Below are 20,430 nucleotides of genomic sequence, written 5' to 3' on the forward strand. Positions count from 1 at the left end.
GTGTCACTTTCGCTTTGGCAGCAGTGTCTTGCCCGATTGCAGGATGAGTTACCAGCCACAGAATTCAGTATGTGGATACGCCCGTTGCAGGCGGAACTGAGCGATAACACGCTGGCTTTGTATGCGCCAAACCGTTTTGTGCTCGATTGGGTAAGAGATAAGTACCTCAACAATATCAATGGATTACTCAACACATTCTGCGGCGCGGATGCCCCACAACTGCGTTTTGAAGTGGGAACAAAGCCCGTTACGCAAACGCTAAAAACGCCTGTGCATAACGTTGTCGCGCCTGCGCAGACAACAACGGCGCAGCCGCAGCGCGTAGCGCCTGCGGCCCGTTCGGGCTGGGATAACGTACCAGCGCCGGCGGAGCCGACCTACCGCTCCAACGTCAATGTAAAACATACATTTGATAACTTCGTCGAAGGTAAATCCAACCAACTGGCGCGCGCGGCGGCACGTCAGGTGGCGGATAATCCTGGCGGCGCTTATAACCCGTTATTCCTCTATGGCGGCACCGGTCTGGGTAAAACTCACCTGCTGCACGCGGTGGGTAACGGCATTATGGCGCGTAAACCCAACGCGAAAGTCGTGTATATGCACTCCGAGCGCTTTGTGCAGGACATGGTAAAAGCCCTGCAAAATAACGCCATCGAAGAGTTTAAACGCTACTACCGCTCCGTTGACGCATTGCTGATCGACGATATTCAATTCTTCGCCAATAAAGAACGATCCCAGGAAGAGTTTTTCCACACCTTTAACGCTCTGCTGGAAGGCAATCAGCAGATCATTTTGACGTCGGATCGCTATCCGAAAGAGATCAACGGCGTTGAGGATCGTCTCAAGTCCCGCTTTGGCTGGGGGCTAACAGTGGCGATCGAACCGCCAGAACTGGAAACCCGCGTGGCGATCCTGATGAAAAAAGCGGACGAAAATGATATTCGTCTGCCAGGCGAGGTCGCGTTTTTTATCGCCAAACGTCTACGCTCTAACGTACGTGAACTGGAAGGCGCGCTGAACCGGGTGATCGCCAATGCCAACTTTACCGGCCGGGCGATTACTATCGACTTTGTGCGCGAAGCGCTGCGCGATTTACTGGCGTTGCAGGAAAAACTGGTCACCATCGACAATATTCAGAAGACGGTGGCGGAGTATTACAAAATCAAAATTGCGGATCTGCTTTCTAAGCGTCGATCTCGCTCGGTAGCACGTCCGCGCCAGATGGCTATGGCGCTGGCAAAAGAGCTCACCAACCACAGTCTGCCGGAAATCGGCGATGCGTTTGGCGGGCGCGACCACACTACCGTACTTCATGCCTGTCGTAAAATTGAGCAACTGCGTGAAGAAAGCCACGATATCAAAGAAGATTTTTCGAATTTAATCAGAACATTGTCGTCGTGATCCTATGAAATTTACCGTTGAACGTGAACATTTATTAAAACCGCTTCAGCAGGTCAGCGGCCCGCTGGGCGGTCGTCCTACGCTGCCGATTCTCGGTAACCTGCTCCTCCAGGTAGCGGACGGTACGCTTTCTCTGACCGGCACCGATCTTGAAATGGAGATGGTCGCGCGCGTTACGCTTTCTCAGCCGCATGAGCCGGGTGCTACTACCGTGCCGGCGCGGAAATTCTTTGATATCTGCCGCGGCCTGCCGGAGGGCGCGGAGATTGCCGTTCAGTTGGAAGGCGATCGGATGCTGGTGCGTTCTGGCCGTAGCCGCTTCTCGCTGTCTACACTGCCTGCCGCCGATTTCCCGAATCTTGACGACTGGCAAAGCGAAGTTGAATTTACGCTGCCGCAGGCCACGATGAAGCGCCTGATTGAAGCGACCCAGTTTTCGATGGCCCATCAGGATGTGCGCTACTACTTAAACGGTATGCTGTTTGAAACGGAAGGCAGCGAACTGCGCACTGTTGCGACCGACGGCCACCGTCTGGCGGTGTGCTCAATGCCGCTGGAGGCGTCTTTACCTAGCCACTCGGTGATTGTGCCGCGTAAAGGCGTGATTGAACTGATGCGTATGCTCGACGGTGGCGAAAACCCGCTGCGCGTGCAGATCGGCAGTAATAATATCCGTGCGCACGTCGGCGACTTTATCTTTACCTCGAAGCTGGTGGATGGTCGTTTCCCGGATTACCGTCGCGTATTGCCGAAGAATCCGGATAAACATCTGGAAGCGGGCTGCGATATCCTCAAGCAGGCGTTTGCCCGCGCAGCAATCCTCTCGAATGAGAAATTCCGCGGCGTGCGTCTGTACGTCAGTGAGAATCAGCTCAAAATCACCGCCAATAACCCGGAACAGGAAGAAGCGGAAGAGATTCTGGACGTGAGCTATGGCGGGACGGAGATGGAAATCGGCTTTAACGTCAGTTACGTGCTGGACGTGCTCAATGCGCTGAAGTGCGAAACCGTGCGCATTATGCTGACGGATTCCGTATCCAGCGTACAGATTGAGGATGCGGCGTCACAGAGTGCTGCCTACGTTGTTATGCCAATGAGGCTGTAGAATCTGAAAAGGGGCTGGTTTACTTGCCATTTCGCCTCCCGGCAGTGCTCGAAATGCTCACGTACTTCGTGTACGCTCCGCTTTCTGCGCGCTGGCGGTAGACGAACTGGCTGCGACACACACGCCCCTGGACGAGTGTACTAATATATGTCACTGACGCGCCTTTTAATCAAAGACTTCCGCAACATAGAAAATGCGGATCTCGCTTTATCCCCCGGCTTTAATTTCCTGGTTGGCGCCAACGGTAGCGGCAAAACCAGCGTGCTGGAAGCTATTTATACGCTTGGTCACGGTCGGGCGTTTCGCAGTTTGCAGCCTGGCCGCGTGATTCGTCATGAGCAGGAAGCGTTTGTTCTCCACGGGCGCCTGCAGGGCGAAGAGCGTGAGACGTCGATTGGCTTAACCAAAGATAAGCAGGGCGACAGCAAAGTCCGTATCGACGGTACCGACGGTCACAAGATCGCGGAGCTGGCGCATTTAATGCCGATGCAGTTGATTACGCCGGAGGGGTTTACTTTACTCAACGGCGGCCCCAAATACAGAAGAGCGTTCCTTGACTGGGGATGCTTTCACAACGAAGCCGGATTCTTCACCGCCTGGAGCAACCTGAAACGATTGCTGAAACAGCGTAATGCCGCGCTGCGCCAGGTGAGTCGTTATGAGCAATTGCGCCCGTGGGATAAAGAGCTGATTCCGCTGGCGGAACAAATTAGTACCTGGCGGGCGGAGTACAGTAGCGCTATCGCACAGGACATGGCGGATACCTGTCAGCAGTTTTTACCTGAATTTTCCCTGACGTTCTCTTTCCAGCGCGGCTGGGAGAAAGAGACAGACTATGCGGACGTGCTGGAGCGAAGCTTTGAGCGTGACCGTATGTTGACCTACACCGCGCACGGGCCGCATAAAGCGGACTTTCGCATTCGCGCCGACGGCGCGCCGGTGGAAGATACCCTGTCGCGCGGGCAGCTAAAGTTATTGATGTGCGCCTTACGTCTGGCGCAGGGCGAGTTCCTCACCCGCGAAAGCGGGCGGCGCTGCCTGTACCTGATAGATGATTTTGCCTCTGAACTTGACGATGCGCGTCGCGGACTGCTGGCCAGCCGCTTAAAAGCCACGCAATCGCAGGTCTTTGTCAGCGCAATTAGCGCTGAACACGTTATAGACATGTCGGATGAAAATTCGAAGATGTTTACCGTGGAAAAGGGTAAAATAACGGATTAACCCAAGATTAAATGAGCGAGAAACGTTGATGTCGAATTCTTATGACTCCTCCAGTATCAAAGTCCTGAAAGGGCTGGATGCGGTGCGTAAGCGCCCGGGTATGTATATCGGCGACACGGATGACGGCACCGGTCTGCACCACATGGTATTCGAGGTGGTAGATAACGCTATCGACGAAGCGCTCGCAGGTCACTGTAAAGATATCGTCGTGACTATTCACGCCGATAACTCCGTGTCCGTAACGGATGATGGCCGTGGCATTCCTACCGGGATTCACCCGGAAGAAGGCGTCTCGGCGGCGGAAGTGATCATGACCGTTCTGCACGCGGGCGGTAAATTTGACGATAACTCCTATAAAGTCTCCGGCGGTCTGCACGGCGTGGGCGTCTCGGTAGTTAACGCTCTGTCGCAAAAACTGGAACTGGTTATCCAGCGAGATGGCAAAATTCACCGTCAGATCTACGAGCACGGCGTGCCGCAGGCACCCCTGGCCGTCACTGGCGATACCGATAAAACCGGCACGATGGTGCGTTTCTGGCCGAGCCACGAAACCTTCACTAACGTCACTGAATTTGAATATGAGATCCTGGCGAAACGCCTGCGTGAACTGTCATTCCTGAACTCAGGCGTCTCCATCCGCCTGCGCGACAAGCGCGACGGCAAAGAAGATCATTTCCACTACGAAGGCGGCATCAAGGCGTTTGTTGAATATCTGAACAAGAATAAAACGCCGATCCACCCGAATATCTTCTACTTCTCCACCGAAAAAGACGGTATCGGCGTGGAAGTAGCGCTGCAGTGGAACGATGGTTTCCAGGAAAATATCTACTGCTTTACCAACAACATTCCGCAGCGTGACGGCGGTACCCACCTGGCAGGCTTCCGTGCGGCGATGACCCGTACGCTGAACGCCTACATGGACAAAGAAGGCTACAGCAAAAAAGCCAAAGTCAGCGCCACCGGCGACGATGCCCGTGAAGGTCTGATTGCGGTGGTTTCCGTAAAAGTGCCGGACCCGAAATTCTCCTCACAGACCAAAGATAAGCTGGTCTCTTCCGAGGTGAAATCGGCGGTAGAACAGCAGATGAACGAACTGCTGAGCGAATACCTGCTGGAAAACCCATCTGACGCGAAAATCGTCGTCGGCAAAATTATCGACGCCGCGCGTGCGCGTGAAGCGGCGCGTCGCGCCCGTGAAATGACCCGTCGTAAAGGCGCGCTCGATTTAGCCGGTCTGCCGGGCAAACTGGCGGATTGTCAGGAACGCGACCCGGCGCTGTCCGAACTGTACCTGGTGGAAGGGGACTCCGCGGGCGGCTCTGCGAAGCAGGGGCGTAACCGTAAAAACCAGGCGATTCTGCCGCTGAAAGGTAAAATCCTCAACGTCGAGAAAGCGCGCTTCGACAAGATGCTCTCCTCTCAGGAAGTGGCGACGCTGATCACCGCGCTGGGCTGCGGTATCGGTCGCGACGAGTACAACCCGGACAAGCTGCGCTATCACAGCATCATCATCATGACCGATGCGGACGTCGACGGCTCGCACATCCGTACGCTGCTGTTGACCTTCTTCTATCGTCAGATGCCGGAAATCGTTGAACGCGGCCACGTCTACATTGCCCAGCCGCCGCTGTACAAAGTCAAGAAAGGCAAGCAGGAACAGTACATCAAAGACGATGAAGCGATGGATCAGTACCAGATTTCCATCGCGCTTGACGGTGCGACTCTGCACGCGAACGCCCATGCGCCGGCGCTATCCGGCGAAGCGTTAGAAAAACTGGTCTCTGAATATAACGCCACGCAGAAAATGATTGGTCGTATGGAGCGTCGCTTCCCGAAAGCGCTGCTCAAAGAGCTGGTGTATCAGCCAACTCTGACCGAAGCCGATCTTTCTGATGAGCAGACTGTAACGCGCTGGGTGAATGCGCTGATTACCGAGCTGAATGAGAAAGAGCAGCACGGCAGTCAGTGGAAGTTCGATGTTCATACTAATACGGAACAGAATCTGTTCGAGCCGATCGTTCGCGTGCGTACGCATGGCGTGGATACCGATTATCCGTTGGATCACGAGTTTGTGACCGGCGCGGAATATCGTCGTATCTGCACGCTGGGCGAGAAGCTGCGCGGTCTGATTGAAGAGGACGCGTTCATCGAACGCGGCGAGCGTCGCCAGCCGGTAACCAGCTTCGAGCAGGCGCTGGAGTGGCTGGTGAAAGAATCACGTCGCGGTCTGGCTATCCAGCGTTATAAAGGTCTGGGTGAAATGAACCCGGATCAGCTGTGGGAAACCACCATGGACCCGGAAAGCCGCCGTATGCTGCGCGTGACCGTCAAAGATGCAATTGCTGCCGACCAGCTGTTCACTACGCTGATGGGCGATGCCGTTGAACCGCGTCGCGCATTTATCGAAGAGAACGCCCTGAAAGCGGCGAACATCGATATTTAACCTGCCTTAATCCCCGGCCCGCCGCTGGCTGGCCGGGGCATCATGATGTTCATCCATATATCTGAATAGAAACTCTTTAAAGCGCTGCGTGGCGGGCGTTTGTGCGCGCCACGCATGGTAATACACGTTCATATTGCGCCGCAGCGGAGGCGTGAGCGAACAGGTCGCTAATTGATAGCTTTTGGCGTAATGGCGGGAAAAGGTTCCGGCGATCACCACGCCTTCACACTGCGCTGCCAGCGACATGGCGGTCGCCATATGTTCCACCGTCATTTTGGGCTTAATGCGCACGCCAGCGGTCGCGGAGATCATCGGAATGGATTCGTTGCCAACGGCGATCAGCTCTTCGCTCTGAATCTCTTCCCAGCGCACCGTTTTTTTATGCAGCCGATAGTCCGGATGGCAGTACAGGGCGATTTCCGTTGTGAACAGCGTTTGTTTATCGATTTCTGGTTCCAGCGGCCGCTCCGGGCCGATACCGAAATCCGCCTCCCCCAGCATAATGCTCTTTTGCAACTGCGACATGGGTTTATCAATAAGCTGTACGTGGGTATGCGGATGCTGCCGCTTAAAGGCATGGATGATTTGCGGTAGAAAAGCACAGGCAATCAGCGGCGCGCCAACAACCCGTACGAGGGATTTTTTGATCTCTTTCAGGTCGCGGGCATAATTTTCGGCCCGTTGAAACTCTTCAACAACCCGCATGGCGGCGGGTAAAAACTTTTCGCCGTCGGGCGATAGCTTCACCACGCGCGAAGTGCGGTCGAAAAGGGAAACCTCCATCTGGCTTTCCATTTCGTTGATTAAACCGCTAACAGCTCCCTGCGTGATGCACAGATATTTGCTGGCGGCGGTAAAACTACGCAAATCCGCGACGGCCAGAAACGCGCGAAATTGCCGGATAGTTAAATTCATTTGCCACCTGTGTTACCCCTTTACTGAGAGGATTTTATCTCAGGCTGGATAAGGTCGCGTTGATACGACTCGCAAATACAGGGTGTCTGCCTGCGGCGCAGGCAGACTGTTGGCTTATTTTACGGTAATGGTCGGCGACTTTTTCATGGTTTCTTCGGTCAGCTCCTGGCCGATGCCGGGAAGCTCCGGAACGTCGTACATGCCGTTTTTCGGCAGGTAGTTGTATTTACAGGTTTGCGTATTCGGCTCCAGCAGCGCATACCGGTGCAGTTCGTGGATGACGAAGTTCGGGATCGCGGTTTCCATATGCAGCGCCACCGCTGTGGAAATCGGCCCGCCGCAAACATGGATTTGCACCGTTTTGTCGTAAACGTGCGCCATATCGCAGATTTTCTTCACTTCGGTGATGCCGCCGCAGGTGCAGATATCGGGCTGAATAACGCTCAGGCTGCCGTTTTCCAGGAAAGGACGGTATCCCCAGCGCCAGTAAATACGTTCGCCAGCCGCCAGTGGAATATTGACCTTATCGGCAACCTGCTTCATCTGTGCGGGATTTAACGGCATGACCGGCTCTTCGTAGTAGAAGATGCCCAGTTCTTCGATCATGCGGCCAAACTGAATCGCCGAGGTGGTGTCGGTAAAGGCATGCATTTCGGCGATGATATCCACGTCCGGGCCGACTGCATCGCGAATGGCGGCCATACGGTCGTAGCCCAGACGCAGGATTTTATCGGTGAGAGGCCCGTTGAGGTTTTGCTGGTTCCAGTTGCCGTGGCGATCCATTGCGACGGTATCCACTTTTATCGCGTCATAGCCTTCGCTGACGGCGGTCAGCGCCGCCTGTGCATACTGTTCCGGCTCGGTCAGCATATCTTTATCGCTACCGTCCCCCCAGCCAAACTGTAGCTGGCTGGCATAGGTTCTTATTTTCTCGCGGCTTTTTCCGCCGAGCATCTTATACAGCGGCACACCCCACGCTTTACCTTTGATATCCCACAGCGCGATATCAATACCGCTCATTGCTGCGGAAAAGATGCCGCCGCCGCCCTGCCCCCAGAAGGTTTTTTTGAGCATCTTTTCCCAGATAGCTTCGTTATTCATCGGGTCCATGCCGATGATAATGGAGGCTAAATCTTTTGCCATGCCGATGCCCGCAGAGGCGCCGACGCCGTAAGCCAGCCCGACTTCGCCAAAACCGGAAATGCCCTCGTCGGTATTAATTTTTACCACCACCGGACGCCATTTGCTGGTGGCGGACGCAAAATCATTAGCAACATCAATAATATCAATGCTGGTAATTTTCATCATTTACTCCTTGTGATTAATATTTTTTAATCGTTAAAACGAATGCAGATACCACGGCGATAGCGCTGATGAAAACCAGACATAATAAGCCGCCGGTATAGGTTCCTGTAATAGAGATAAATAAACCGATAAATACTGGTGATAATGATGACAGGCCGTTCGCGACGCCGTTCATTACGCCGCTGGCGGCGGAAATAGATTTCCCGGACACCATCCCTTGTAATAATGTCCACGCAACAGGCGTACCCATCGTGCAAAAAGCGACGGCGAAGGAGAGTAGTACCGCTGACATATATTTGTGTTCGGTTATTGTGCCGAAATAGATACTGATACCGGCGAAAAACATTAACACCATTAATATGGGGGCGCTGCGTCCTATTTTATCGACGAAGACGCCCGCGGCGGCTTTGGAAAATATCGACAAGACAAACGGCAGCGACGCCAGCCAGCCCATTTCTGCCCAGCTAAATCCTCTGGCTGATTTAAGATAGGTTGGCAGCCAGGTAATCATCCCCCAGTACAGGCATTGCAGACACAGGTACCATAGCACCAGCAACCAGTAGCAATAGTTGGTAATCACCGGTTTTACCCGCAACATAAAACTTTCGCTGCTGCTTGCGCTTTCCGTTTCCTGCCCGGCTTTGATATAAGCCAGTTCCTGCTCGCTGATACCTTTAAGTTGTTCTGGTTTATCAGCAACATATCGCCATAGCAGCCAGAGTGGAATTAACCCGAGAGCGGCGCATAAAAAGAAGTTGGAACGCCAGCCGTGGGTGCCTATCCACCAGGTGAAAAAAGGCATCGCAATGGCGGGCGCGACCGACTGGCCGACGATCCACGCTGCGTTTGCCCGGCCACGCTCCTGCTTCGGAAACCAGTTTTTAATAAATACGCTTTGCAGCGGATAATAAAAACCCTCTCCGATACCCAGTAATATGCGGCAAATAATAATTAATGCAAACGATGTCGCAACTCCGCCAATAATTAAGGCGATGGTCCAGATTAGGATACAAAGCATCATCGCTTTTCTCGGACCAAGGTAGTCGCCAAGTGGTGATAATACAACATTAGCGATACCATAAGCGGCCAGAAAAACGGTCATCATCATGCCAATTTGCAATGGCATGCCTTCAATACCCATATAGGCTAAGAAGGGTTCGTTTGCGGCTAATACCGAAACATTAACGCGGTCGAGATAGGCAATGAATATTCCAATAAATAAACAGGCAACGATTAAAAATCTTTTCCTGCCAGGCGGGGCGGTAAGGGCCATCGACATTTGGCGATCTCCTTTAATTAAATTAACATCATTTTTGTTTATTTTTACAATAGGGTGATTTATGACCAGGGTAACAATATCGATGAGATTAGAAAAACGGTATTTTCTGTTTGATTAATGAGGTTATCTAATAAATGTGAGTATTCACTGCACAAAACTCGCCTTCTGTACTGAGCAAAAGAGGAAGGTTTGTCTTATTCTTTAGCCCCGTTTATCCCTGACTCTTTTGCTGTTTTTTGAGCGGAATCGCGTTAGCATGAGTCAGGACTCATTTAATGCGGGGATTTCATGGCTATTAAACTCATTGCTATCGACATGGATGGCACCCTTTTGCTGCCCGATCACACCATTTCTCCGGCGGTTAAAAACGCCATTGCCGCTGCGCGTGAAAAAGGGGTAAACGTGGTGCTGACCACAGGCCGTCCGTATGCGGGTGTACACAGCTATCTGAAAGAACTTCATATGGAACAACCCGGCGACTACTGCATCACCTACAACGGGGCGCTGGTGCAGAAAGCAGGGGATGGCAGTACGGTGGCGCAAACAGCGCTCAGCTATGATGACTACCGTTATCTGGAAAAACTGTCCCGTGAGGTGGGTTCTCACTTCCACGCATTAGATCGAAATACGCTTTATACCGCTAACCGCGATATCAGCTACTACACGGTGCATGAGTCGTATGTGGCGACCATTCCGCTGGTATTTTGTGAAGCGGAGAAGATGGACCCGAACACCCAGTTCCTGAAAGTTATGATGATCGATGAGCCTGCCGTTCTTGACCGGGCGATTGCGCGTATACCGGCAGAGGTGAAGGAAAAGTACACCGTGCTGAAAAGTGCGCCGTACTTCCTTGAAATCCTCGATAAACGGGTTAATAAAGGCACCGGCGTAAAATCACTGGCCGAGGCGCTGGGTATTAAGCCAGAGGAGGTGATGGCGATTGGCGATCAGGAAAACGACATTGCGATGATCGAATACGCCGGCATGGGCGTGGCAATGGACAACGCCATTCCGTCGGTCAAAGAGGTGGCTAACTTTGTGACTAAATCGAACCTTGAAGATGGTGTTGCCTGGGCGATTGAAAAATTTGTGCTGAACCCCGATCACTCATCCGGCCATTTTCCCGCCCGATAAGGCATAGTCGCCATCGGGCAAATACGCGCTTAACGACCCGCACTTGCTGCGGGTTTTTTTATGTCTTTCGTTTACGTCTTATAACGTTCCCATAACCAATTGTCGTTTTTGTGATCTAAATTGTAGTACAACATAATTGTGTTGTACTACATTAATGGCATGATAACGACGGTTGATATCACGCTAGTACTACAAAATTGCGGCGTAATTCAGCTATCGCGGTAAAGTAAGAGAGTTCACATCGAGCACAAGGACTCTCTATGACTCTCAATAAAACCGATCGCATCGTTATCACGCTGGGCAAACAGATTGTCAGCGGTAAATACGTACCCGGTTCGGCGCTGCCAGCGGAAGCGGATCTGTGCGAGGAGTTTGAAACGTCTCGCAACATCATTCGCGAAGTGTTTCGTTCGCTTATGGCGAAGCGGCTAATTGAAATGAAGCGCTATCGCGGCGCGTTTATCGCACCGCGTAACCAGTGGAATTATCTCGATACCGACGTGCTGCAATGGGTACTGGAAAACGACTACGACCCGAGGCTTATCAGCGCGATGAGCGAAATACGAAACCTGGTGGAGCCTGCAATAGCACGCTGGGCGGCGGAACGGGCAACATCAAGCGATCTGGCTGAAATTGAGTCGGCGCTAAACGACATGATTGCCAACAACCAGGACCGGGAAGCGTTTAACGAGGCGGATATTCGCTATCACGAGGCAGTGTTGCAGTCGGTGCATAACCCGGTGCTGCAACAGTTAAATGTAGCGATCAGCTCGCTACAGCGAGCGGTATTTGAACGGACCTGGATGGGCGATGCGGCCAACATGCCGAAAACGCTCCAGGAACATAAGGCGCTATTCGATGCGATACGGCATCAGGATGGCGATGCGGCAGAGCAGGCGGCATTAACCATGATCGCCAGCTCGACACGAAGGTTAAAGGAAATCACATGACAGCTCGCTACATCGCAATTGACTGGGGATCGACCAATCTGCGCGCCTGGCTTTACCAGGGCGACAAATGCCTGGAGAGCAGGCAATCAGAAGCAGGCGTTACACGCCTGAACGGTAAATCTCCTGACGCGGTGTTAGCAGAAGTCACAACACACTGGCGCGACAGCGCCACCCCCGTGGTAATGGCGGGCATGATCGGCAGTAACGTAGGCTGGCAAAATGCGCCTTATCTGCCGGTTCCCGCCCTGTTCTCCGCTATTGGCGAACAGTTAACCGCCGTTGGCGACAACATCTGGATCATCCCCGGATTGTGTGTCTCACGCGAGGATAACCACAACGTGATGCGCGGTGAAGAGACGCAACTGCTTGGCGCCCGCGAACTTTCTCCTTCATCTGTCTATGTCATGCCCGGCACGCATTGCAAATGGGTACAGACTGATACGCAACAAATTCATGATTTTCGTACTGTGATGACAGGCGAACTCCATCACTTGTTGCTGCGTCACTCGCTGGTCGGGGCTGGTTTGCCGGAACAGGAAGCTTCTGGCGACGCCTATGCCGCGGGGCTGGAGCGCGGTCTTAATTCTCCTGCCGTCCTGCCTTCTCTTTTTGAGGTTCGCGCCTCGCACGTGTTGGGACATCTTGCGCGTGAGCAGGTTAGCGATTTCCTCTCCGGCCTGTTGATTGGTGCGGAAGTCGCCAGCATGAGCGAATCCTTCGCGGCGCAACAGGCTATCACACTCGTCGCCGGACCCGCGCTGATCTCACGTTACCAACAGGCGTTTCGTGCTATTGGGCGTGATGTTTCAACCGTCGATGGCGATATGGCATTTCAGGCTGGAATAAGGAGCATCGCTCATGCAGTGGCAAACTAATCTCCCTCTCATCGCTATCTTACGCGGTATTACGCCCGATGATGCCCTGGCGCACGTTGGCGCGGTGGTGGATGCGGGATTTGACGCTATAGAAATTCCGCTTAACTCCCCACAGTGGGAAAAAAGCATTTCTTCCGTGGTGAAGGCGTATGGCGGCAGGGCGCTTATTGGCGCTGGTACCGTACTGAAACCGGAACAGGTAGACCAGCTTGCCGGGATGGGCTGCAAGCTGATCGTCACGCCAAATATCCAACCGGAGGTGATCCGCCGGGCAGTGAGCTATGGCATGACCGTGTGTCCGGGCTGCGCCACGGCAACGGAAGCCTTTTCTGCGCTGGATGCAGGCGCACAGGCGTTAAAAATTTTCCCGTCGTCGGCGTTTGGTCCGGGCTACATCAGCGCGCTGAAAGCGGTACTTCCGCCGGATGTTCCGCTATTTGCTGTCGGCGGCGTGACGCCGGAAAACCTGGCGCAATGGATTAAAGCAGGCTGTGTGGGCGCGGGACTGGGTAGCGATCTCTATCGCGCCGGGCAATCCGTTGAACGCACCGCGCAGCAGGCTGCGGCATTTGTTAATGCGTATCGAGAGGCAGTGAAATGAAAATAACTCACATCACCACGTACCGTTTACCTCCACGTTGGATGTTCCTGAAAATCGAAACGGATGAAGGCGTGGTTGGCTGGGGAGAGCCGGTCATTGAAGGTCGGGCACGTACTGTAGAGGCGGCAGTACATGAGTTTGCCGACTACCTGATAGGGAAAGATCCGGCGCGTATCAACGACCTGTGGCAGGTAATGTACCGGGCCGGTTTTTATCGCGGCGGCCCGATTATGATGAGCGCCATCGCCGGTATTGACCAGGCATTGTGGGATATCAAAGGCAAGGTGTTGAATGCGCCGGTCTGGCAGCTCATGGGCGGCCTGGTGCGCGACAAAATCAAGGCCTATAGCTGGGTGGGTGGCGATCGTCCGGCAGACGTCATTGACGGTATTGAAAAATTGCGCGGTATTGGTTTTGACACCTTCAAGCTGAACGGCTGTGAAGAGATGGGCGTGATTGATAATTCCCGTGCGGTGGATGCGGCGGTCAATACCGTGGCGCAAATCCGTGAAGCTTTCGGCAGTGAAATTGAGTTTGGGCTCGACTTCCACGGTCGCGTTAGCGCGCCGATGGCGAAGGTGCTGATTAAAGAACTGGAACCCTATCGCCCGCTGTTTATTGAAGAGCCGGTGCTGGCGGAACAGGCGGAATATTATCCACGCCTGGCGGCGCAAACGCATATTCCGATTGCCGCAGGCGAGCGTATGTTCTCGCGTTTTGAATTTAAACGCGTGCTGGACGCGGGCGGGTTGGCGATTCTACAGCCGGATTTATCCCACGCGGGCGGCATTACCGAATGCTATAAAATCGCCGGAATGGCGGAAGCATATGACGTGGCGCTGGCGCCGCATTGCCCGCTGGGTCCAATCGCCCTGGCTGCCTGCCTGCATATCGATTTTGTTTCGCGCAACGCGGTATTCCAGGAGCAGAGCATGGGCATTCACTATAACAAGGGCGCGGAACTACTCGACTTTGTGAAAAACAAAGAAGACTTCAGCATGGACGGCGGCTTCTTTAAACCCTTAACCAAACCGGGTCTTGGCGTAGACATTGACGAGGCCAGGGTGATTGAACTTAGCAAAAGCGCGCCGGACTGGCGTAATCCGTTGTGGCGGCACGCTGACGGATCGGTAGCCGAGTGGTGATCGCCACGCAGTAGGCTCAACAAACGTCGCCCTCCGGGCAACCCAATTTAAATATAAAAACACACCCTCTGTAATTTACAGGGCATGGTGAGCGGCCTCGCTATGCCCAGAATCTGGAGACAGATGACGATGGATATTTCAGTTACAGCAGCACAGCCGGGGCGTCGCCGCTATCTGACGCTGGTGATGATCTTTATTACCGTGGTGATTTGCTACGTCGATCGCGCCAACCTTGCCGTGGCTTCCATGCATATTCAAAAAGAATTCGGCATTACCAAAGCGGAAATGGGCTATGTCTTCTCCGCTTTTGCCTGGCTCTATACGTTATGCCAGATCCCCGGCGGCTGGTTTCTCGACCGTATTGGGTCCCGGCTGACCTATTTTATCGCTATCTTCGGCTGGTCAGTCGCGACGCTATTGCAGGGGTTTGCGACGGGACTATTGTCGCTTATCGGCCTGCGCGCTATTACCGGGATTTTCGAGGCGCCGGCCTTTCCGGCAAATAACCGGATGGTCACTAGCTGGTTTCCGGAGCATGAGCGCGCATCCGCAGTCGGGTTCTACACCTCCGGACAGTTCGTCGGACTGGCATTCCTTACGCCGCTGCTGATCTGGATTCAGGAAATGCTGAGCTGGCACTGGGTCTTTATCGTCACCGGCGGTATCGGGATTATCTGGTCATTGGTCTGGTTTAAGGTTTATCAACCGCCGCGTTTGACGAAAAGCCTTAGCCAGGCGGAGCTGGAGTATATTCGCGATGGCGGCGGTCTGGTGGATGGCGATGCGCCAGCGAAAAAAGAGGCCCGCCAGCCGTTGACGAAAGCCGACTGGAAACTGGTGTTCCATCGTAAGCTGGTGGGCGTCTACCTCGGTCAGTTCGCCGTAAACTCTACGCTATGGTTCTTTCTGACCTGGTTCCCTAATTATCTGACCCAGGAAAAAGGCATTACCGCGCTAAAAGCGGGCTTTATGACGACCGTACCGTTCCTGGCTGCTTTTTTTGGCGTACTGCTCTCCGGCTGGCTGGCGGATAAACTGGTGAAAAAAGGCTTCTCGCTGGGCGTGGCGCGCAAAACGCCGATTATTTGCGGTTTGCTCATCTCCACATGCATTATGGGTGCTAACTACACTAACGATCCGTTGTGGATTATGGCGTTGATGGCGATAGCTTTCTTCGGCAACGGATTTGCGTCCATTACCTGGTCGTTAATCTCTTCGCTTGCGCCGATGCGGTTGATTGGCCTTACCGGCGGTATGTTTAACTTTATCGGCGGGTTGGGCGGGATTAGCGTACCGTTAGTGATTGGTTATCTGGCGCAAAGCTACGGTTTTGCTCCGGCGCTGGTCTATATCTCCGTTGTGGCCCTGCTAGGCGCGCTGTCTTACATCCTGTTAGTGGGCGATGTGAAACGCGTCGGATAAGTTGGACGTGGCGAGCCGGAAGCCATTATGGCGAAGGATGACCGGCTATCCATGCGTCGAGCGCCGTCACTCCCTGCGTCACGATAGTTTTAATATCTATATCGCTAAGCGGTTGCAATTCCAGCTCCCGACAGGCTTCGGTTGCCTGCGTCATCCCCAGGCTGGCGCAGCCGCTTTTTAATTTATGCGCCAGCCGCTTAATGTTAACGTCGTCATTCATGGCGCGCGCCGCCTCGATCTCCTCGACTAAAGGCAGCGCGCTGTCTTTGAATAACGCGACCCATTGCCGGAGTTTTTCCGGGCCGACAGACGCCATATCGCCGGCAAGTTGATGTTCATTCAGCATCGCCCGCGCATTGTGAGATTTGCCCTGTAAATAGTGCGCTATCATGCGGTAAAGCTCCTCGCGGGGAACGGGCTTTTGAATAATCCCGCAGAAAAGACCGGCGGTACGCTGACGAAGATTATCGTCTATCACATGCGCGCTAAAACCAATGCGTTTCATGGCGGGATACAGGCTCATCAACTGCTGCGCCAGGGTTAAGCCGTCATAATCCGGTAAATCAAAATCCACCAGCGCCACATCAAAGGACTCGCCTTCGGCTAAACAGCGTAGCGCGTCATTCGCGCTTTCAGCTACTGAGACCTTCACCCCTTTACCCGTGAGCATTTCAGCGGTAATACGCTGCGTCAGCATATTATCTTCAATCAGCAACAGGCGTAGTCCGTTAAGATTTATCGGTTCCCTGAACGCATTTTTGCTTGCGGGTTTGGGGTGGCGAACCGGCAGTTGTAAGCGAAAACAACTGCCAACATGAAGCGTACTGGTGACGGTTAGCGTCCCGCCCATCGCTTCTGCCAGGCTGGCGCTGATAGCCAGCCCCAGGCCCGTCCCGCCCCGGCGTCCTGTCGCCTGCACAAACGGTTTGAAAATAGCCGTCAGCTTCGCTTCAGGGATACCGCATCCGGTATCTTCAACCTCAATAAACCAGCTCTGATCGTCGCAAAACGTGCGCAGCACTATGCTGCCGCGATCGGTAAATTTCGCCGCATTACTTAAAAGATTAATCACAATTTGACGTATCCGGCGCGGATCGCCTTGTAGCGTTGAGGGGAGTTGCTCGCTAAAGTCGGTGATGAGCGCCACCTGAACGCGGCTGTGCATTAAATGCAGCGCGCTATTCAACAATTGTCGCGGTTCAAACGGTTCCTCGCTAATGGAAACGTTGGTGCCGCCTACTTCAATCGCCGAGTAATCAAGAATATCGTTAAGAATCGCCAGTAGCGATTCGCCTGAATCATTAATGGCCTGTAAATCGTCGCGGTAGTTTGCCATGAGCGGTTTATCGGCCAGCAATTGTACCGTACCGAGAATGCCGTAAAGCGGCGTGCGAATTTCATGGCTCATGGCGGCAAGGAACGTCGATTTCGCCTCGTTGGCCTTTTCCGCTTCGGCGCGCGCCTGCCGGTGTTCCAGCACCAGCGCATGAAGCTCCGCCGTTTGCGATCGCACTTGTTCCGCCAAATCCTCACGATGGCGGTTCAATTTGCGCACGTTGGCGCGAAACGCTTCCATCAGACGGCTGATGGTATCCAGTTCGCTGACGCCAGCCGCCTCCGGAAACGGCGAGTCAATATCGCCCTCCAGTAGCCGCTGTAAGGCCTGCGTTTGTTGCGCCAGCGGGCGGGATACGGAACGGTAAACCACTCGCCAAAGAATAAAACTTAATGAGCACAGCGCCAGGATACCTAAGATCACTAACCCTATTTGCCCACGCTGACTGGCGTGTGTAAGACGCGCTAACCCAGCCTCGTTTCGTTTTTCGATGGCGTTCACCAACTGCGACACTTCCGTACTGAAGCGGGTAAACTGAAAGAGGTTATTGGCCATAAGCGTTTGAAGCTGGTCGCGGATGGCGTTTTCCTTACGAAACAGGGTAACCAGTGTGGTGTACTGGTTTATTTTCCCCAGCGCGTCGGCGATTTGGGCGCGAACGGTAGGATCTTCTATACGCTGCTGGCGGCGGGATAAAATTTTAACCAACTGATTAAGTTTTTCATCGGTTTCCTCGGCATCGCTCAGCCCTTGCGCGTCTTTTAAGGTCACAATGAGCTGCTTAAACCGCAGGGCATTGACCCGCAACTCATTCATCTGATTCACATACTCAAGGTCGATATCAATCAGTCGGTCAAGCGCGCGTTCAGCCTGATCCCCTTTACCGCTTTCGATAAGATCGTAAATACCGGCCTGGGTGGCGCCCGCAGATGTCGCTGCATTATTGGCCTGGCCGTGAGCCTGGGCGGCAATGCTTTCCGCCGCCTCGGCAATCTGGCGGCTTAACTGCTGTTGCTGTGCGCGCAGCGTGAGAATTTCACCGACCAGCGTTCCCTGCTGCCCAAGCGTTTGCGCAATCTCTTTTTCTTGCCGGGCGATGGCCGAGGTATTAAACCCCTGCTCGCTTAATGCCTGCAAAAGATGGTTAATTTTAAGGCTTTGCGCTTTCAGCATCTTCCCCTGCGCCAGCCAAACGCCCTCGCTGTCGGCATTGGTCAGATTTTGTGCGGAAAAGAGCTCGTAAGCGCTGGCTTCGCTTAACTGCCTGGCCATATTCATCGTGGGGAGCAGCGCTTGCGTATTGGTTTGCTCCACCTGACTAATGACGCGCAGGCTTATCCAGCCGATCACGGTGCTGAGCAGGGTGAGTGCCGCCATCAGGGCGAAGGCCAGCCATAATCTGCGGGTCAGTGAAGGCGTTGACATTTATGCGCCGCGGGTGAAATGGGTTGAGTTGCCGCCGGAAAAACCATTAGGATAAAACCTTGTTGCTGGTGGGGCTATCATGCGCGCGCTTATTTCGTTCTTTTTTTTGATAATCATCGTCTCGAATGTAGAAACGGCGTCAGCCGAAACCGGGTTGCTACACTGGACGCGCGCCGATCGGGCGATTCCCTGGCGGCAAACGTCAGTCAATGCGAGTAAACCCTGGAAACTGTGCGCATTATACCCCAGCCTGAAAGATTCTTACTGGTTGTCCGTCAACTACGGGATGCAAAAAGCGGCCAAATTGTATGGCGTTGATTTAAAAGTGCTGGAAGCGAATGGCTATCGGCAACTGGCGACGCAACAACAGCAAATGACGCAGTGCCGGGAGTGGGGCGCCGACGCTATTCTGCTTGGCAGCAGTACCGATCGTTTCCCGGAACTGGAACGGTATGCCGGTAATGTGCCGGTTATTGAACTGGTGAACATGATTCACGATGCCAGCGTCGCAACCCGCATTGGTCTGCCGTGGTTTCAGATGGGTTATCTGCCGGGACGTTTCCTGGTGCAGTGGAGCAAAGGAAAAACGCTTAACGTTTTACTCTTCCCGGGGCCGGAAGAAGCCGGCGGCAGTCAGGAGATGGTGGCGGGTTTTCGTCAGGCAATTAAAGGCAGCGCCATCAACATTGTGGATATCGCCTGGGGCGATAACGACATTGAAGTGCAGCGAAACTTGCTCCAGGAAATGCTGGAACGCCATCCGGACGCCAATGTGGTCGCCGGGTCGGCGATAGCGGCGGAGGCGGCGATGGGCGAAGGGCGAAATTTGACGACTCCGCTCACGATCGTCTCATTTTATCTGACGCATCAGGTTTATCGCGGTTTAAAACGCGGCCATATCCTGATGGCGCTCAGCGATCAGATGGCCTGGCAGGGAGAATTAGCGATAACGCAGTCGATTAAGGTCTTACAGGGGCAACCGGTGCCTGAAAATATCAGCCCGCCGGTACTTATTTTGACGCATAACAACGCCGACAGCGCGCGCGTTCGTCGTTCGCTATCGCCTCCGGGATTTCGGCCCGTCTATTTGTATCAATACACCTCCGAGGCTAAAAAGTAGCCTTCGCCATGCTGTGTGACCAGCAGTTCCGGCGTAATTTTATGGCGTAAGCGGCGAACCAGGACATCAATCGTGCGGAGATCCGGAGTCTCTACGCGGCGGGCGGAAAGCATTCGCAGCAGACGTTCGCGATGCAGCACTTTGCCTGGGTTGGTCACAAAGGCCAGCAGTAGCTCGTACTCCGCGCGCGTAAGCTTAATGGCTTCACCATTGTGCTCCAGCGTATGATTCATCACGTTCAGGCAGTAACCGGAAAACATATAGCAGTTTTCACTGGCATTTTGCGGCGTGGGGCGGGCCAGATCGATGCGCCACAAAAGGTTTTTCACCCGCACTACCAGTTCGCGCAGTTCCAGCGGCTTGGTGACGTAATCGTCCGCGCCCATCTCCAGCCCGACGATGCGGTCGATTTGGTCGCAACGCCCCGTCACCAGAATAATGCCCACCGTGGAGCGTTCGCGTAGCGCCCTGGTCAGCATCAACCCGTTTTCATCGGGGAGGTTGATATCCAGCAGGATCAGCGAAACGTGCTCATGCTCCATGATGTCGCGCAGGCCCGCGCCGCTGTCGGTCACCGAGACACGATACCCCTCCTGCTCAAAATAGGCCTGTAATCTGGCCTGAGTAACAGGTTCATCCTCAACAATAACAATGTGATGTGACATCCTGCGCGCGGTCTCTTTCTGTTCATATCTGTTCATATATTGCCGTATCCCGTTCATCCTGACCAGTGACGCTGTTCATATTTGCGGA

The 20,430-nt window shown here is 53.8% G+C and carries 16 protein-coding genes; 11 read left to right on the forward strand and 5 right to left on the reverse strand.

The features are described from left to right. The 4 genes from dnaA to gyrB all read left to right on the forward strand — a co-directional run bounded on the left by dnaA (position 1) and on the right by gyrB (position 6,170). On the forward strand, positions 1-1,401 hold the full coding sequence (dnaA, locus tag HU143_RS00005; protein ID WP_000059093.1) for a chromosomal replication initiator protein DnaA: 1,401 nt from the start codon (positions 1-3) through the stop codon (positions 1,399-1,401). A 4-nt stretch (positions 1,402-1,405) separates the two neighbouring features. Next, positions 1,406-2,506: a DNA polymerase III subunit beta gene (gene dnaN, locus HU143_RS00010; RefSeq protein ID WP_000673474.1), complete on the forward strand. Its 1,101-nt coding sequence runs from the start codon at positions 1,406-1,408 to the stop codon at positions 2,504-2,506. Positions 2,507-2,653: 147 nt separating this feature from the next. Further along, positions 2,654-3,727 carry a DNA replication/repair protein RecF gene (gene recF, locus HU143_RS00015; protein ID WP_000060081.1) on the forward strand — a complete coding sequence of 358 codons (1,074 nt, stop codon included), beginning with the start codon at positions 2,654-2,656 and terminating at the stop codon, positions 3,725-3,727. A 28-nt stretch (positions 3,728-3,755) separates the two neighbouring features. Continuing rightward, the gene (gene gyrB, locus HU143_RS00020; protein WP_000072047.1) at positions 3,756-6,170 is read left to right on the forward strand and encodes a DNA topoisomerase (ATP-hydrolyzing) subunit B; all 2,415 of its coding nucleotides are present in this window, start codon (positions 3,756-3,758) and stop codon (positions 6,168-6,170) included. 6 nt (positions 6,171-6,176) lie between these two features. Here the strand turns inward: gyrB and HU143_RS00025 are convergent, their stop codons facing one another. From HU143_RS00025 to HU143_RS00035, 3 genes are all read right to left on the reverse strand, one after another. Beyond that, positions 6,177-7,085, reverse strand: a complete 909-nt coding sequence (locus tag HU143_RS00025) for a LysR family transcriptional regulator (RefSeq protein WP_001581291.1) — start codon at positions 7,083-7,085, stop codon at positions 6,177-6,179. A 114-nt stretch (positions 7,086-7,199) separates the two neighbouring features. Next, positions 7,200-8,393 carry a mandelate racemase/muconate lactonizing enzyme family protein gene (locus HU143_RS00030; RefSeq protein WP_023227709.1) on the reverse strand — a complete coding sequence of 398 codons (1,194 nt, stop codon included), beginning with the start codon at positions 8,391-8,393 and terminating at the stop codon, positions 7,200-7,202. Positions 8,394-8,406: 13 nt separating this feature from the next. Continuing rightward, the gene (locus HU143_RS00035) at positions 8,407-9,669 is read right to left on the reverse strand and encodes an MFS transporter (RefSeq protein WP_000061246.1); all 1,263 of its coding nucleotides are present in this window, start codon (positions 9,667-9,669) and stop codon (positions 8,407-8,409) included. A gap of 288 nt (positions 9,670-9,957) precedes the next feature. Between HU143_RS00035 and yidA the strand changes: the two genes are divergently transcribed. The 6 genes from yidA (at position 9,958) to HU143_RS00065 (ending at position 15,796) form a co-directional block, all read left to right on the forward strand. Beyond that, the gene (gene yidA / locus HU143_RS00040) at positions 9,958-10,803 is read left to right on the forward strand and encodes a sugar-phosphatase (RefSeq protein WP_000985570.1); all 846 of its coding nucleotides are present in this window, start codon (positions 9,958-9,960) and stop codon (positions 10,801-10,803) included. Between the two features lie 260 nt (positions 10,804-11,063). Continuing rightward, complete coding sequence (dgoR, locus tag HU143_RS00045) at positions 11,064-11,753, forward strand: D-galactonate utilization transcriptional regulator DgoR (protein ID WP_000174317.1); 690 nt, start codon at positions 11,064-11,066, stop codon at positions 11,751-11,753. Then, positions 11,750-12,628: a 2-dehydro-3-deoxygalactonokinase gene (locus HU143_RS00050; RefSeq protein ID WP_000127129.1), complete on the forward strand. Its 879-nt coding sequence runs from the start codon at positions 11,750-11,752 to the stop codon at positions 12,626-12,628. The genes dgoR and HU143_RS00050 overlap by 4 nt, the downstream gene beginning before the upstream one ends. Beyond that, positions 12,612-13,229: a 2-dehydro-3-deoxy-6-phosphogalactonate aldolase gene (locus HU143_RS00055; RefSeq protein WP_001198742.1), complete on the forward strand. Its 618-nt coding sequence runs from the start codon at positions 12,612-12,614 to the stop codon at positions 13,227-13,229. Before HU143_RS00050 ends, HU143_RS00055 begins: the two co-directional genes overlap by 17 nt. Further along, a complete protein-coding gene (gene dgoD, locus HU143_RS00060; RefSeq protein ID WP_000704735.1) occupies positions 13,226-14,374 on the forward strand; it encodes a galactonate dehydratase in 1,149 nt (382 codons plus the stop codon). The genes HU143_RS00055 and dgoD overlap by 4 nt, the downstream gene beginning before the upstream one ends. Positions 14,375-14,458: 84 nt before the next feature. Further along, positions 14,459-15,796, forward strand: a complete 1,338-nt coding sequence (locus HU143_RS00065; protein ID WP_000253524.1) for an MFS transporter — start codon at positions 14,459-14,461, stop codon at positions 15,794-15,796. A 25-nt stretch (positions 15,797-15,821) separates the two neighbouring features. Here HU143_RS00065 and torS read toward each other — a convergent pair whose 3' ends face one another. Further along, positions 15,822-18,557 carry a TMAO reductase system sensor histidine kinase/response regulator TorS gene (torS, locus tag HU143_RS00070; RefSeq protein ID WP_023227708.1) on the reverse strand — a complete coding sequence of 912 codons (2,736 nt, stop codon included), beginning with the start codon at positions 18,555-18,557 and terminating at the stop codon, positions 15,822-15,824. A 79-nt stretch (positions 18,558-18,636) separates the two neighbouring features. Between torS and torT the strand changes: the two genes are divergently transcribed. Continuing rightward, positions 18,637-19,677, forward strand: a complete 1,041-nt coding sequence (gene torT, locus HU143_RS00075) for a TMAO reductase system periplasmic protein TorT (RefSeq protein WP_001202046.1) — start codon at positions 18,637-18,639, stop codon at positions 19,675-19,677. Here torT and torR read toward each other — a convergent pair. After that, positions 19,650-20,342 carry a two-component system response regulator TorR gene (torR, locus tag HU143_RS00080; RefSeq protein WP_001562512.1) on the reverse strand — a complete coding sequence of 231 codons (693 nt, stop codon included), beginning with the start codon at positions 20,340-20,342 and terminating at the stop codon, positions 19,650-19,652. The two genes, torT and torR, sit on opposite strands and share 28 nt — an antisense overlap. Between the last annotated feature and the right edge of the window lie 88 nt (positions 20,343-20,430).

Origin of the sequence: Salmonella sp. SJTUF14076 (genome assembly GCF_015534835.1) — a bacterium.
Classification (GTDB): Bacteria; Pseudomonadota; Gammaproteobacteria; order Enterobacterales; family Enterobacteriaceae; genus Salmonella; species Salmonella enterica.

Excerpts from the sequence above, each read along its gene's own strand:
- dnaN (WP_000673474.1), top strand. The coding sequence starts at position 1,406 with ATGAAATTTACCGTTGAACGTGAACATTTATTAAAACCGCTTCAGCAG.
- recF (WP_000060081.1), top strand. The coding sequence starts at position 2,654 with ATGTCACTGACGCGCCTTTTAATCAAAGACTTCCGCAACATAGAAAAT.
- gyrB (WP_000072047.1), top strand. The coding sequence starts at position 3,756 with ATGTCGAATTCTTATGACTCCTCCAGTATCAAAGTCCTGAAAGGGCTG.
- HU143_RS00025 (WP_001581291.1), bottom strand. The coding sequence starts at position 7,085 with ATGAATTTAACTATCCGGCAATTTCGCGCGTTTCTGGCCGTCGCGGAT.
- HU143_RS00030 (WP_023227709.1), bottom strand. The coding sequence starts at position 8,393 with ATGATGAAAATTACCAGCATTGATATTATTGATGTTGCTAATGATTTT.
- HU143_RS00035 (WP_000061246.1), bottom strand. The coding sequence starts at position 9,669 with ATGTCGATGGCCCTTACCGCCCCGCCTGGCAGGAAAAGATTTTTAATC.
- yidA (WP_000985570.1), top strand. The coding sequence starts at position 9,958 with ATGGCTATTAAACTCATTGCTATCGACATGGATGGCACCCTTTTGCTG.
- dgoR (WP_000174317.1), top strand. The coding sequence starts at position 11,064 with ATGACTCTCAATAAAACCGATCGCATCGTTATCACGCTGGGCAAACAG.
- HU143_RS00050 (WP_000127129.1), top strand. The coding sequence starts at position 11,750 with ATGACAGCTCGCTACATCGCAATTGACTGGGGATCGACCAATCTGCGC.
- HU143_RS00055 (WP_001198742.1), top strand. The coding sequence starts at position 12,612 with ATGCAGTGGCAAACTAATCTCCCTCTCATCGCTATCTTACGCGGTATT.
- dgoD (WP_000704735.1), top strand. The coding sequence starts at position 13,226 with ATGAAAATAACTCACATCACCACGTACCGTTTACCTCCACGTTGGATG.
- HU143_RS00065 (WP_000253524.1), top strand. The coding sequence starts at position 14,459 with ATGGTGAGCGGCCTCGCTATGCCCAGAATCTGGAGACAGATGACGATG.
- torS (WP_023227708.1), bottom strand. The coding sequence starts at position 18,557 with ATGTCAACGCCTTCACTGACCCGCAGATTATGGCTGGCCTTCGCCCTG.
- torT (WP_001202046.1), top strand. The coding sequence starts at position 18,637 with ATGCGCGCGCTTATTTCGTTCTTTTTTTTGATAATCATCGTCTCGAAT.
- torR (WP_001562512.1), bottom strand. The coding sequence starts at position 20,342 with ATGTCACATCACATTGTTATTGTTGAGGATGAACCTGTTACTCAGGCC.